Source organism: Streptomyces sp. NPDC056480, from assembly GCF_042795405.1.
Classification (GTDB): domain Bacteria; phylum Actinomycetota; class Actinomycetes; order Streptomycetales; family Streptomycetaceae; genus Streptomyces.
Genome location: NZ_JBHTSA010000086.1, coordinates 20,371 through 34,728 on the forward strand (window position 1 = coordinate 20,371; position 14,358 = coordinate 34,728).

Genomic DNA, 14,358 nt, shown 5'->3' on the forward strand with positions numbered 1-14,358 from the left:
GTGTGTCATCACCCGCGAGATCTCGGTAGCCGAGGGCGTCTACGCGCCAGGCCATCTGGGCGAGTTGACCCAGATCGTGTCCTTCGAGATGGTCGACGCGGTCCTTGCTGAGTGCGGGGCGGTGCAGGAACGGCTGCGGAAGCTCCCGGCCAGGGTTGTCGTATATCTCCTGCTCGCGGGCGCTCTGTTCGAGGAGTGCGGCTATCTTGCCGTCTGGTCCAGACTCACCGGCCCGCTCGGCTCGTTGCCGATACCGAAGATCACCGCGACCGCGCTCTGGCACGCCCGGTGCCGACTCGGAGCGCGCCCGCTGCACGCCCTGTTCGACCTGCTCCGCGGCCCTGCGAGCGCGATCCGCACCACTGGGGCACGCTGGGCCGGACTGCTGGTCGTCGCCATCGACGGCACCTATCTGGACGTCCCCGACGCCCCGGCCACCCGCGCCCACCTGGGCAAGGGGTCCAATCGGTTCAACACCGCCGGCTACCCGCAGCTCTGCCTGACCGCTCTGGTCGCCTGCGGCACCCGCGCCGTCCTGGACGCCGCCTTCGGGCCGCGCACCACCGGCGAGACCACTTACGGCCCACGCCTGCTGCGGCCGCTCGGGCCCGGGATGATCGTGCTGCTGGACCGAGGCTTCGCCGCAACGCCTTCCTCGAACACACCGCCGCCACCGGTGCCGGCTTCCTGGCCCGCCTCACCGCCAGCCGCAAACCGCCCGTCCTGCGCCGCTTCGCAGACGGCTCGTTCCTCTCCCGCATCGGCCCGCTTGAGGTCCGCATCATCGAGTGCGAGATCACCATCGCCACCACCGCCGGACGGCACACGGGCGTCTACCGGCTGGCGACCACCCTGCTCGACCCCCGCGCCCGCCCCGCAATCGAGCTGGTCAAGCTCTATCACGAACGCTGGGAGGTCGAGTCGGCCTACTTCGCGATCAAAAAAACGACGCTGGGTCCTGCGGGCCCGCACCATGCCCGGCATCGCTCAGGAGGTCTACGCCCTCCTGGTCGCCTACCAGGCCATTCGGATCGCCATCGCGGACGCCACCACAGCCACCACCGACACCGATCCCGACCGGGCCAGCTTCTCGATCGCACACTCCAGACCGCCCGAGACCAGGTCGTCCAGGCTGCAAACGTCATCGTCGGCACCACCATCAACCTGGTCGGCGCCATCGGCCGAGCCGTCCTGGACCACCTCATGCCCGCCCGCCGCCACCGCACGAGCCCCCGCGCAGTCAAACGCCCCCTGTCCCGATACAACTACAAGAGCCTCCGCGTCGACCGGCGCGCCTACAAAGCCACCCTCAGCATCGACATCCTCTCGAACACCGATCAGCCCTTAACTTCATGGTCTTGTCTTTTAAGCTCCCGGCAACAGTCAATTGATCACTTGGGTTGCCAAGACTCCACGAACCGTCGAGTCAGGCGGCAACCCAGTTGGGGACACACAGGGTTCACTGAACAGCTTCATCCTGGCAGGCCACGCTGAACGAATGCAGGATCTGGCAGACTGTACTGCTGGCGCTGCGCCTGGTACATGCGAGCGAAAGATCCGCCCATGGCCATCAGCTGATCATGAGTTCCGGATTCAGTGAGCCGCCCGTCGTCCAGGACGTAGATGCGGTCTGCATATCGAATGGAGCCGAGACGGTGGGTGATCAATACCACTGTCTGGCCGTCGCCGGCGAGCGCCATCAGTCTGTCGAACGTGTCGATCTCGGTCACGGGATCCAGCGCAGCGGTCGGCTCATCGCAGATGAGGATCTGAGCGCTCCTGAAGTGCGCCCGGGCCAGGGCCAGGCGTTGCCACTGACCACCTGAGAGATTGACTCCGCCTTCGAAGTCTCGAGCGAGCAGGGTGTCCCACTTCTCTGGAAGGCCATTCACGATGTCGTTGGCTTCCGCAAACGAGGCAGCGGCAGCCAGGCGTGAATCCTCATCCTCACACCCGGGTCGCCCAAGTGTGGCGTTCGCACGAGCGGTGAACGGCCACCGGTGGAAGTCCTGGCCGATCCAGGCCACGCGCGAGAACAAGGAGGCACGGTCAAGTTCTCCAACGTCGACCCCGTCCCACGCGATGGCGCCGTCCTCTGGACGGTGCAATCCTGCAAGGAGACGCGCCAGGGTGCTCTTGCCGCTACCGTTTGCACCCACTAGGGCGACAACTTCACCCTTCCGCAGCTCCATGGTCACGCCCTTCAACGCCGCTTTCTCGCTGCCCGGATACGTGAAGCGCACATTGCGAACAGTGATGCGTGAGGGGTCAGCGGGAACTTCAGCACCGGACGGGTGGATCGCGTGCTCGGCAGCTCGTTTCAGCGTGTTCGTATAGTCAGCTACGAACAGGCCGTGCGTGTAGAGATCGTTGAACTGCATCAGCAGAGACGTCAGTTGGCCAGTCACTCTGGTGATCGCTATAACCGCAGTAGCGGCGACGGCCAGGTGTACTGCGCCGGTGATCAGTAGCCAGCCCAGTGCGATGTAGGTCATGACGCGAGCGATTCCGCCGGCGGCGTCGGCCAGGAGCCCTGCCCCGGCCTGGGCCTTGGCGAGTCTAGCGCGCTCGCGCTCCAGGGCAAGGGACAGACGACGGTAGTGGCCTAGAAGGAACTCGGCCAGGCCATGCACCCGTATCTCCTCCGCGGGAGCACCCTGCGCCGTGAGCAGCTCAGCCAGAACGCTTTTCTGCCGGCCCTGGTTCATCCATTTCATCTGCGACTGGTACCCCCAGCGTGCGCTGACTACAGCCTTCCAGGCCTGGGGGAGCACCGCCAGAATGAGGAGAGGGACCAGCAGGGGATGCAAGGCGGCGACGGTGCTGGCGATTGCCACAACACTTAGGGCGGCTCCGGCCGCGGAGACAACGCTAGATGTCAGCTGCTGTGTCGAGCTCACACCAAGCTTCGCGCCGGCCAGGGATCGCTGGAATGCGCCGTCCTCAAGCACAGCAAGCTCGACGTGGGCGGCATGCTCGAGCATCCGCTGCTCGGCCGCGCGTTGGACCTTTGGCGATAGCCTTCCCTGAGCGACAGTGAATAGAGCGCGCATCAGTGAGCCGACCGCGAGGACGACCCCGACCACCAGCAGGCCAGGCACGGCTGCTCGCACCCGCTCGGGCGTTGGGCCAGCGGCCAGCAATCCGATGAGGACCTCATTAACGGCCAGCAGGCCAAACACATTGACGGCGGCTTGCGCGATCTGTGAAACGCTGACTGCCAGCAACGCCCACCTGTCTGCCCGCCAGGCCGTTCCGACGGCAAACCGGGCCAAGGAAGGCAAGGCCGAGGCCGTTGTCCAGAATCCGACTCGTGACGCGGTCGATACGTGGGATACCCATGATCCGTTGAGCCGGATGCCGGACCCGTACAGGGGATCGCGCATCTCGCTACCTCGTTCCCGCAGTCAACAGGGATCGGCGACTGCCGCCTCAGGTGTAGAGGTCTTCCGTATGGCGTGAGCTTTCAGAAGGCCAGGACACTCCATTGTGAGAGCGACCGGTAAAGGGGGGCATGAGTAGTGAATACCTGGGGCAGACCGCCAGCCGGAGAGCGGCTGGTTGCAACCGGGCGCGCGCCATGCGGGTCGGGCTGCAGCGGGCGGAGTTCGTTCGCCACGTGCACAGCCTGGCTGGTGCCTGCCAGGCTGTGTGCCGAGCCACAGAAAGCGTTCGCTTGTTCGGGGTGGGCGCTAGTCTGCTCGAGTGTGGACACATAGAGTGTCGATCAAGAGGAGCCGCTGTTCGTCAGCAGTTCGGTCATGCCGATGTCGAGAGAGTCGGCTTGTGCCGTGACAGCCGGTGCTCCTCCAGCGGCAGCCTGACGGAGGCACTCGCGGACCAGAGTGCCCCCAGGATTGCCGTTGTGGCAGCCTGAGCCGACGGAAGGATGCCACAGCACAGCGGATTCCGTAGTTGGCGTGCGCAGTGCCGCGGTGGCGAGGGGATCGCCGTAGCGGTCAGCTAGGCGAAGTCTCCAACCAGGCGGGTCCGACAGCCGCGATACCACAGCCAAGGGGTAAGCCGACGCGTCGCAACGTACCGACGGAACTATTGGCGCTTGACGACAGCGGCAGACTCTTCGGTCAGCAGAACCCGGGTCGTGACTGGCCGAGCGCCGACCGGAATGGCTCGGAGACTCATAGCCCCTGCGAGGGGAACAGAGTCGAACGCATAGACGGGTTGCTGATTGCGCAGGTGGGATCAGGCATAGGAGATAGGCGCTGCGACGGTGTCCCCTTCCTCGGCGCCGTGGAGTTCCCAGAACATGCCAGCGCTTTCGGGCACCCGTACCGCGTAGTCGACCACGCCGGACACCACCCCTTCCGAGTTGACAGCAACGAAACTCCCAACCGACCGCAACGAATGCGGCGGCCGCCAAGCGTCATGCAGGCTGCCGATACGCTGCCCTGGCGGCATGTCCACCTCACGGAGTGCTGCCACTGCCGCCGTGATCGGCGGTGGAGTGCCGACGGATCGACAGACCTCGCTCTCCAATGCGCATCATCTGTGTGTCCAGGACGGATCTCCTCACTCCTGACCGGCATGGCGATCTGCCGACTGCTCGCTCTTCTTCTCAAAGTCATTAGGCAGCGATCACCCTAGAGGCCCCGAGTTACTCCTTACACGCCGGAACGCCGGGGAGCACTTGGGCCCCTGAGTCCAGCGGTATCCGGACCACCTGCAGACCCGATAGAGCCCCATGAGGTCCAGCCTGGGAAGCGGGCGACGCGGGCGTGGTGCCTCTGCATGTGGACGGTGCCCCAGAGTGACGGGCTGATGATCGGCACGCTGTCTCATCATGAGAGGGGACTCGACCATACATATCTCGTGTCATTCCGGCGAGTGACATTCAGCATCCTCGGGGCTCACGATCCTCGTTTTGCCTGATGGGAGACACAAGCGGAGCTCTCGGCAAGATCCACAGCATGCTTCGTGACGATGTTTCAGGGCGATATGCTGACATCCGGGCGGTGGAGTGCCGGTCATGGACTTGGACGGAGCCCGCCGCCAGCCTGCCGGCTCGGGACGGGTCTGGTCCGCGAAGCCGGAACCGTTTTGCTTGAGTATGGGTGCCCTGTCGCATGCCGGGATGGTCCGACGCCGTCCGACGTCCGTTTCAGACTCGGCCAGGTGGTCCGAGCCCCGGAGGTCACATCGGTCCGGATCCATGCGGGCGTGAACCAAGGGGGCTGTGAGACGCGGAATGAGTAGTGAGTACCCAGATGGTTTTGCTCATGCGCTGGCAAAGTGACCGATCGAGGAGTGTTTGCCCTGATGATCTGGGGTAGCCGGTGTGCCAGGGCAGTCTCCCACCCGTGAATTGGATACGTGAGGTGGCAGTGGTGATTGGCCCTATCAGTTCCGGGGCGGCGGACCGTTCGGCGAGGTCCGCCGATCTTCTTCGAGCGCCCTTCGTCGGCAGAGAAGCGCAGCTGAAGGCTTTCTCCCAAGTACTTGCAGCCCGGCGCGGCTGTGGTTTTGTGGTGTACGGGCCATCCGGGGTTGGCAAGTCGCGGCTGGCCGAGGAGTGCCTGGCGAGCGCAGTCCGTGCCGGGTTCCGCGGAATCCGCGCCGTGGCAAGCGCCGCCGCTGCCGTAGTACCGCTTGGAGCCATCGCTCACCTTCTCCCGGACGGAGTCGATCTCTCCGACCCAGCTCAAGCCTTTGCGGATGTGGCCGAGAGTCTTGCAGGTCGTGGAAAGGGACGCCGTTGGATCTTGTGGGTGGACGATCTGCACCTACTAGATGCAGCTTCGGCCATGCTCCTGCGGCAACTCATGGACGCGGGTCTGATGCGGGTCATCGCTACGCTCCGCACAGGTGAAGAAGTGAGCGATGCCGTCAGGGCGCTCTGCCACAGCGATGCTGTCCATCGGGTAGACCTGGACGAACTGAACCGCGACGAGACCGAGCGGTTCCTTGAATCTGTACTGGGGGGGACAGTCGGCCGGCGCACCGTGCACCACTTGCACGAAGGCTCCGGCGGTAATCTGCTCTACCTCCACGAGTTGGTGCGCGGAGCCCTGGACGCTGGCACTCTCATCGATGACGGAGAGGTGTGGCGCCTGTCCGTCGCATCACTCTCCGGCACACCGAAGCTGACTGAACTGGTCGACATGCGGCTGGCCGCCGCAGGACCAGCAGGCCGGCCCGTACTCGAACTGCTTGCGCACTGTGAGCCCTTGCCACTTGCGGACGCAGAAGCCATGGCCTCGCTAGGGGTCCTGAGCGAGCTGGAGCGAACAGGACTCATCCGCACGGTGGAGAATCGACGCCGTACCGCTGTGATGTTCTCCCACCCGTTGTATGCGGAAGTCTTGCGTAAACAGACCCCAGTTCTCCGCCGCCGCAAGCTGCTTCTGGAACAGGCGGAGCGCATGGAAGCGCGCGGTGCCCGCAGGAGAGACGACCCGCTGCGCATCGCCATCTGGAGACTGGCTGCTTCAGGTACCGCCAATCCAGACCTGCTGGTGCAAGCGGCCACCTTGAGCTTCCACGCCCACGACTATGCTCAGGTCACAACCCTCCTTGAGGCCCTGCCAGCAGCGGCGCACACCACATCCTCCCGGCTCCTACTCGGATATGCCCTAATCGAACTGGGCAAGTGGCAGTCAGCTGAGCGCGTACTGTCTGTTGCCGACGCTCACGTTGTCGACGAGAAGGAGAAACTTGAGGTTACGCTCGCGCGTATCCTGAGCCTCTTTTGGCTGGGAGAGCGAACGCAGGAGACATTGGAGGTTGTCGACGCAGCCCTCCGCCAGGTGACTAGCCGCTCTGGGCAAAGGGCACTGCGGATTATCGAGGGCTATGTCCGGGTGATCTCAGGACAGCCAGAACGCGGACTGGAGCTGCTCGAGGAGTATCTGGAAGACGATGCTCACCAGAGCCACGACCTGAACACATGGCTGCGGGGCGCCCTCACGAAGACACTCGCGCTCACAGCACTCGGGCGTGCGGTTGAGGCGACGGCTTGGGGCGAGCACGCCTATGAGACCCATGTTCGCGCCGAGGAAGAACAACATCTGGTACCGCATCCCGCAACCCAGTTGAGCCATCACGCTCTGGCAGAGTCCGGGAGGGTCAGGGATGCCCTGAGTGTGGGAGAGCAGGCGTTCAGCGATCTGATGATCTCTGCGGACACCACAGTGCCCCGCATCTGGGTTGCGTTCTGCATGGGACGGGCTGAATGGCAGGCGGGTCATCCGGCAGCAGCCCGACGCTGGTTTGCAGAAGTGCTCGCTCCTGCGCGTGAGATCCACCACCTCCGGGTTCTGCGCCTGACAGCCTCGTACCTGGCGGCAGTGGCAGCGGAGTTGGGTGATCTCGATGCAGCAACGACGACGCTGGCAGATCTCCCTGAGTATCCCGTCATGGGATGGCTCACCGGGGAGGAACGTCTTGGTGAGGCATGGGTGCTGGCTGCTCAGGGCAAGACCGCACAAGCGCGGAAAGTGCTTCTGGAAGCCGCGGAAAGTGCCGGACGGGCTTGCTTCTTCACGTCTGAGGCCCTGCTCCTGACGGAGGCAGCACGTCTGGGCGGAGCAAAGGATGTAGCTGGCCGACTGTCCGAACTTGCGCAACTCTGCGAAGGAACAATGACGCCAGCCAGGGCGCGTTTCGCCCTGGCAGTAGCCGCCGACGATCCGGATCAGCTGCTGTCCGCCGCCGACGAACTCGGAGAACTTGGCCTCGACCTGCTGGCCGCCGAGGCTGCAGCAGCAGCCGCTACGGCCCTGCGTAAGATCGGCGAGTCACGAGGTGTGACTGCGGCGAGAAACCGGGCAGCGACCTGGGCTGCACGATGTGACGGTGCCCGCACCCCCCTGCTGGCATCAACAGAGGCAGCCGCAGTCCTCACTGAGCGCGAGCGAGAAATCGCACAACTCGCCGCTAGAGGTACCACGAGCAAAGAAATCGCCGAGATGCTCAGCCTGTCAACCCGAACGGTCGACAACCATCTGCAGCATGTCTACACCAAGCTCGGCATCACCAATCGGCGAGACTTGGCGAAAATCCTCAGCACGTGACCGGCAGAGCAAGGGACCGGAATGCCCACGGTTTCTGCTAAGACGTCATCTCATTTGGCGAGTCTGTGCGACGATTCGTCGGCCGGTGGGAAGTCGTGAGCGGGGGCGAAGGCCGATGGAGTACGTCGATCTCGATGGGCAGGTCGGTGACCTGTCAGGGGTCTTGGACGCGGCTCGCTACCTGAGCCACCTCCCCTCGATCTCCGGTGACTTGCCGCCAGGCGCCTGGGCTTTCGCCACGGACACGGACCACTACGACTTCCGCAGCAGGCGCTGTGTGAAGGACCTGACGCTCCGGGCTGTCCGGGGTGCCGGCGGTGAGGAGATGGAGGTCGAGTTCCGGCACAACTGCTGGAAGCACGACCAGGACCTGCTGATCCGCTACACAGGGGTGTCCAGCTTCGTCATCGACCCTGTCGGCGAGGACCGGGGGACGGACCTCGGGACTGTGATTCTCGACGAGGTCCTGCCGCACAGGGACGGCTGCAGCCATGAGATCGCCTGCTGGGACGGCACACTCACCCTTGTCTGCCGTGACCTCCAGGCGATCTGGACTGAGACCATCTGTTCCAGCAAGTCGTAGGCGCGACAGGTCATGGGGATTGTTGAGCGGCTGGTGCCAGACGAGTTGTGGGAGCTGTTTCAGCGGGTGGTGCCGGAGGCGCCGTCGCGGCCTCAGGGCGGTGGCCGGCGTCGGCATGGCGACCGGGAGGTGCTGGCGGCGATCGTGTTCGTGGCCACGTCGGGCTGCACGTGGCAGCAACTGCCGACAGCGTCCTTCGGGCTGTCGGGAGCGACGGCCCACCGGCGGTTCAGTGAGTGGTCGAACGCCCGGGTGTGGGCCAAGCTCCACCGCGTGGTGCTCGACGAGCTCGGCGCCCGCGGCGAGCTGGACTGGTCCCGCTGCGCGATCGACTCAGTGAACATGCGGGCCCTGAAAAGGGGGACCTCACAGGTCCGAATCCTGTGGACCGGGGCAAGTACGGCTCGAAGATCCACTTGATCACCGAGCGAACCGGTCTGCCCATATCCGTAGGAATCTCGGGCGCGAACCTGCACGACAGCCAGGCCCTGATCCCGCTGGTGAAGGGCATCCCGCCGATCCGCTCCCGCCGCGGGCCCCGACGGCGCAAGCCGGGCAAGCTCCACGGCGACAAGGGCTACGACTACTCTCACCTGCGGAGATGGTTACGCGAGCGTGGCATCACGCACCGCATCGCCCGCAAGGGCGTCGAGTCCTCGCAGCGGCTGGGCCGTCATCGCTGGACCGTCGAACGCACCATGTCCTGGCTCGTCGGCTGCCGCCGGATCCACCGACGCTACGAACGCAAAGCCGACCATTTCCTCGCCTTCACCAGCATCGCCTGTAGCCTCATCTGCTACCGCAGACTCACCAAATGAGATGACGTCTAAAGGGTCCGGGAACCGATCCTACGCCGGCTTCACGACAGGCTCAGCTTCCTGGCAGATCCCGGCGACTCACGAGCTTCGGGATGCCATCTTCCTGGTAAGCCTGCAACACGCATCAGGCCATCCGGTCGGGGTGCAGGACACCCGTCTCGCCACCTCGGTCCCGAAGGCAGACAACACGCCGCCAGAATCGTCATGCTGAGCCATTTCCCCCGATGGGAGCCCTGAGTACCCGATGCTCAGGAAGAACTGTCGGCACCCTAGGAAGGTGAGAGAAGTAGGGATCTGGATGATGCAATGGTGCAGCGACCCGAGGTTGGGGAATGACAGGCAACGAACGCAGCCGCGCAGGCGCGCCGAAGACGATGGCAGACTCCGTCCTGCTCATCGACGTGATACGAGCGGTACTGGACAGGTGCAACGGACAGAGATGGTCGATCCGACCGGACGAAGCATGGTGCTATCTGTCGCCGCCTGAGGGTCACAATCGTGAGCACGGGTGGAAACTGCACGTGACAGCGACACCTCTCTCGGCACCGCTAGTACTAGCACGCGCCGGCGAGGTGCTGGTGCGTGCCGGCTGCGCGTTCAAGTTCGGCACAGACATGCGGCGGGTGTCTCAGCTTGTCGACCAGTGGTACGCCCGAGGCGGAGGTGGAAAATTCATCACCGTTTACCCAAAGGATGACGACCAGTTCCGTGAACTCGCGGAGCAGCTCCATCGGGTCACCGAGGGTCTGCCAGGTCCAGGCATTCTGTCCGACAAGCGTCTGCGTCCGGGCAGCCTGGTTTTCTACCGTTATGGCGAGATTGGCGGCAGTGGGCACTCGGACTTCACCGACGATGGCACGTTCCAGCGAAGGATGGTGGGACCAGACGGCACATCAGTTGCTGATGAGCGCAACGCATGGTTCTCACCACCGCCATGGGCGTCATCGCCGTTCCCGGATGATGTGATTGAGACCCCGCAGACCCCTGATTCTGTCCTCCTGGCGGGGCGGTACCGGGTCACGGCGGCCATCCGGCATGCCAACAAAGGCGGCGTTTACCGTGCCGTGGACGAGGTGGATGGCGCAGAGGTGGTGATCAAGCAAGCGCGAGCCCATGTCGGGTCTGGGCTCGACGGCACAGATGTGCGTGACCGGCTGCGTCAGGAGGACCGGATCCTGCAGGAGCTGCAGCCCCTTCGAGTCGCCCCTGCCCGGGTAGGACTCATGGACGAGCAGGGAGACCTGTTCCTCATCCAGGAACAGGTGCCCGGACAGACCCTGCAAGACTGGTCGATGAAGCGCGCCACTGAAGACCCTTGCATATCCAGCGAAGAAGCGCTGGACATGTCATCCAGGCTCGTGGAACTGGTGCAAGAGATCCACGAAGCCGGATACGTGATCCGGGACCTCAAGCCAGCCAACATAATGGTGCTCCCAGAGGGTGATCTGCGGATCATCGACGTTGAGTATGTGACACGCTGCGACACCATGTGCCGTCCCATAGGCACACCGGGGTTCATGGCCCCGGAGCTGGAGCATGGTGATGCCGCCATGGAAGCCGGCACGCCCGCAGACTGCTACAGCCTGGGAGCCACGCTGTTCCACATGATCACAGCGCTGGTGCCGACATGGCTGAACCGTAGAGACGACGGCCAGGACGTGGGAGAGATCCTGGCTCGAATTAGCGGATCTCACCCAGTTCTGTCCAGCTTCATCGGCCTCATCATCGGACTGACACAGACAGATCTCCAGGAACGTTGGACACTCGCACAGGCCCGCGACTGGATCACCGCACTCGCCGACGGTGATACCTCCCTGGAGACACCGGCCGTACTGGAAATGTCGCTCTCGGACGAGCGTCTGGAAGAGCTGATCAACGAGCGGATCCAGCTGCTGCAGTCTTCCATGACTCCCGACGCGGCGAAGCTGTGGAAAATGAGCCAGGAATCTGGTGAGGAGCGTGATCCCTGCGCGGCGTGGAACGGTGCCGCTGGTGGGCTCGCTGTCCTCACTACGGCAGCTACTCACGTATCTGGTGGGCTGCGTGAGACTGTAGCCGACGCAGCTGCCTGGATTAATCAGAGGCTGTTCTCCATCCCTCGGCTGCTTCCGGGCCTGGCCTTCGGCCGCGCTGGCACCGCATGGGCGCTCCACGATGCTGGACAGCTGCTGGGGAATGCTGAACTCAAAGAACGTGCGATCGATCTGGCTGCAAAGCTGCCAACTGAGTGGCCTATCGCAGACATCACGCATGGGCTGTCTGGCGCTGGCATGGCGAACCTGCACTTGTGGCAGGCCACGGGAGATCCGCGACCGCTGAAGCATGCGTTGGCCTGTGCGGACTCCGTGCTTGCCGCGGCCCAGCGGGACGGTGACGACTGGAGTTGGCCGATACCCAAGGACGTGGACTCCATCCTGGCAGGTGTGAATGTATACGGCTTCGCCCACGGAATTGCGGGAGCCGGTGCATTCATGCTGGCCATCGCCCAGGCTGCGGAAGCACACGCCCCTGGTTCAGGAAGCAGATTCTACGAAGCCGCGCTGGGCGCCGGCGAAACATTAACCCGTGTGGCAGTCCGCCGAGAGACCGGAGCTGTCTGGCCGCGCTCTGCCGCCGCCCGCCAGACTCCCGTGGATGACACAGTGAAGCCTGTCCACGGCATGTACTGGTGTGGGGGTGTTGGCGGCATCGGATCCTTCCTCGTTCGTCTCGGGGCTGCAACTCACGAACAGCGCTTTGTAGACCTGGCCGAACAGGCTGCCGCCGAGGCCGCCCGCAACCCATGGGACGCTCCCCCGGGTGCATGCTGTGGCCTCGCAGGCGTGGGCCATTTCTTCCTTGACATGGCTCATTACACTGGCAAGGACTCGTACCATCACCAGGCGCGTACCATCGCCGCGATCATAGATGCCCGAACCGTTGTGAATGCCAGGGGCCACAGACACAAGGAGGAGTCTCTTGACTACCAGGGCGGGGTCGCGGGCATGCTGAGCTTCTTTCTCCGGCTCCGCCACGGAGGCAGTCCCCCTTGGACACCAGAACAGGTGAACGCTTCTAGGTAATCTAGCGGCAGAAGAGCATCCCATCGGGTGTCTCGTGGCCTGGGATGCCACGAGATACCCGGCTCTCGTTTCGGTGCCTTTCCTCTCCTGATGACTGAGCTGGCGATAAGGTGGCACGCGGATCTTCCGCGATAACGAACTAAGAACCACTGAGAAGTAAACTGAATGCTTTCTGTGATCCATTCTTCAACGGTCTGCATCCCCGCCTGAGTGAGTAGACACTGCTCAGGTGTGCATCCCGGTCTACTTGAACTATAGATGTGTAGAGGTAGTGCTGGCCCCTGGATTCGGAGGACGGATCATGCAGACATCCACCTCAAGAGACATGGATACAGTTGATCAGTGTGTCGTATTTCTCGCCCAAGTTCACTCGCAAGCGACGCAGCTCGGCAACACAGAAGAAACGTCAGAGAAGTTTCGCGTTTGGGCGCGCATTATGCTCCGCTCCCTGGCACAACTAGACCTCTCGCCGCCACCTCCAGAGCCGCTTGCGCGGTGCTACCACGAGGCAATTAGGGGGCTTATTGAAGAACGGATGGCGCCCGTTACCATAGGCGGCCCGACTTCGATGTGGCTGCTTCAGGCGCTGCACACTATAGAGGATCACCCGGATCCGGAATGCCCGAGCGAAAATTACGCAACGTGGGTTGTCGCAGCATCCCGTACATTCGTAGCACTCCTCGAAGCCACGAAGTTCGATGACCTTCTTCCAGGCAGAAGCGTTCTCGCATTTAGCGAACGCATCCGCAGTAATCTCTCTGCTGCCCTCACCGCCCTGAGCAGTCTCATGCCTGCCACGGGATGACGACTGCCCTCGGACGTAATGAGCCTCGCCACGCTGCTGACTACGGCGATCGAGACGACCGCGCACCAGTCCTGAGAGCGTGACCCCGCCGTTTACAATCCAGTTGAGAGTGCACTCGGCACAGATGTTACGAACTGCCCGATATGTATATTTGGCCGTACCTGCTCCCTAAGCGGGAGCGGTTCGCGCAGGTGAGGGCAGGGTGGGCAGGATTCACCTGAAAGTGAGGCCAGTGGGTTCAGAGTTTGAAGAGAAACAAGTGCGTCGGCCCTCTTGCCCGCGCATGTTTGTTCACTCGGCCGGCGTCGGCGTGCCCAGCTCGCCCTCACCCACCCGTCCCCGTAGCGGTCGGTCCTACGCACAGGGCCGGGTCCGAAGCAGTGCGGGCTCTCCCTGCGAATCGACAGGATCGCTGCCGACCAGCCCTGCCACAGGGCCGTCTTCCCTGCGCTTCACCAGCTCCGGCTAGCACTGTCCACCCATGACTTCGGGTCGCCCGCGAGCGTGGCAGCACTGGCGCTCCGCCCAGACGGCATCAGCTGCTGGGCGGACAAGGGCTACCAGGGTGCGAGCGGACCGCCTTCTTTCCCTCGGGGTGCTGGACAGCTCTTCCATCGGCCAGCAGGCATTCAAATCCCGATGCGATGTCACCGCGATATGGGGCTGTCAGTTGGTCTCACGCGAGGGTGTGGGCATTGGTGCGTCTGCCAGTTCCGCTACGCTCCCTTGCCGGATTGAGCCTGAGCCACACTGCGAAGGCCTCGGGTTATCTACTCAGGCGTCCACTTGGCTGCAGGGCGAGCCTGACTGCCAAGGCGGTCGGCGCCTGAGGGGACCTTGTAGTGCTCGGGTTGGTCTTCGTGCGATCTGGGACCAGGGACCTTGGGAATCACCAATCAGTGAGCCTCTTTCATCCTGTGCTGGAGGGTGAAATGGGCTGGTCAGCGGGTGTGGTGACGAGGCAGGGCCTCTCGTCGTTGGCGTGGTGATTCCACTCAGCACACCGGCGACCGAAGGGGCCCTGTTGGTTCCGTATCCTGCCATGCCCGACGTCCCGCAT

6 protein-coding genes and 1 pseudogene are annotated in these 14,358 nt (G+C 63.6%); 5 read left to right on the forward strand and 2 right to left on the reverse strand.

Annotated features, from left to right (window positions below; genetic code table 11):
* Window positions 1–88 precede the first annotated feature (88 nt).
* Window positions 89–268 (forward strand): annotated as a pseudogene (locus ACFQ79_RS29430) (transposase domain-containing protein); the annotation flags it as partial.
* A gap of 746 nt (window positions 269–1,014) precedes the next feature.
* On the opposite strand, the gene ACFQ79_RS29435 reads toward ACFQ79_RS29430, so the two are convergent.
* Window positions 1,015–1,221, reverse strand: a complete 207-nt coding sequence (locus tag ACFQ79_RS29435) for a hypothetical protein (RefSeq protein WP_383589149.1) — start codon at window positions 1,219–1,221, stop codon at window positions 1,015–1,017.
* A gap of 251 nt (window positions 1,222–1,472) precedes the next feature.
* On the reverse strand, window positions 1,473–3,386 hold the full coding sequence (locus ACFQ79_RS29440) for an ABC transporter ATP-binding protein (RefSeq protein WP_383589137.1): 1,914 nt from the start codon (window positions 3,384–3,386) through the stop codon (window positions 1,473–1,475).
* Window positions 3,387–5,336: 1,950 nt separating this feature from the next.
* Here ACFQ79_RS29440 and ACFQ79_RS29445 point away from each other — a divergent pair.
* The 4 genes from ACFQ79_RS29445 (at window position 5,337) to lanL (ending at window position 12,493) form a co-directional block, all read left to right on the forward strand.
* Window positions 5,337–8,030, forward strand: coding sequence for a LuxR C-terminal-related transcriptional regulator (locus tag ACFQ79_RS29445; protein WP_383589139.1), 2,694 nt, complete (start codon window positions 5,337–5,339; stop codon window positions 8,028–8,030).
* 115 nt (window positions 8,031–8,145) lie between these two features.
* Window positions 8,146–8,613 carry a hypothetical protein gene (locus tag ACFQ79_RS29450; RefSeq protein WP_383589141.1) on the forward strand — a complete coding sequence of 156 codons (468 nt, stop codon included), beginning with the start codon at window positions 8,146–8,148 and terminating at the stop codon, window positions 8,611–8,613.
* 12 nt (window positions 8,614–8,625) lie between these two features.
* A protein-coding gene (locus ACFQ79_RS29455) for an IS5 family transposase (RefSeq protein ID WP_383589143.1) occupies window positions 8,626–9,431 on the forward strand; the annotation gives its coding sequence in 2 pieces (ribosomal slippage) (window positions 8,626–8,967 and window positions 8,970–9,431; 804 coding nt in all).
* Window positions 9,432–9,763: 332 nt separating this feature from the next.
* Complete coding sequence (gene lanL, locus ACFQ79_RS29460; protein ID WP_383589145.1) at window positions 9,764–12,493, forward strand: class IV lanthionine synthetase LanL; 2,730 nt, start codon at window positions 9,764–9,766, stop codon at window positions 12,491–12,493.
* Window positions 12,494–14,358: the final 1,865 nt, after the last annotated feature.

Excerpts from the sequence above, each read along its gene's own strand:
- lanL (WP_383589145.1), top strand. The coding sequence starts at position 9,764 with ATGACAGGCAACGAACGCAGCCGCGCAGGCGCGCCGAAGACGATGGCA.
- ACFQ79_RS29450 (WP_383589141.1), top strand. The coding sequence starts at position 8,146 with ATGGAGTACGTCGATCTCGATGGGCAGGTCGGTGACCTGTCAGGGGTC.
- ACFQ79_RS29440 (WP_383589137.1), bottom strand. The coding sequence starts at position 3,386 with ATGCGCGATCCCCTGTACGGGTCCGGCATCCGGCTCAACGGATCATGG.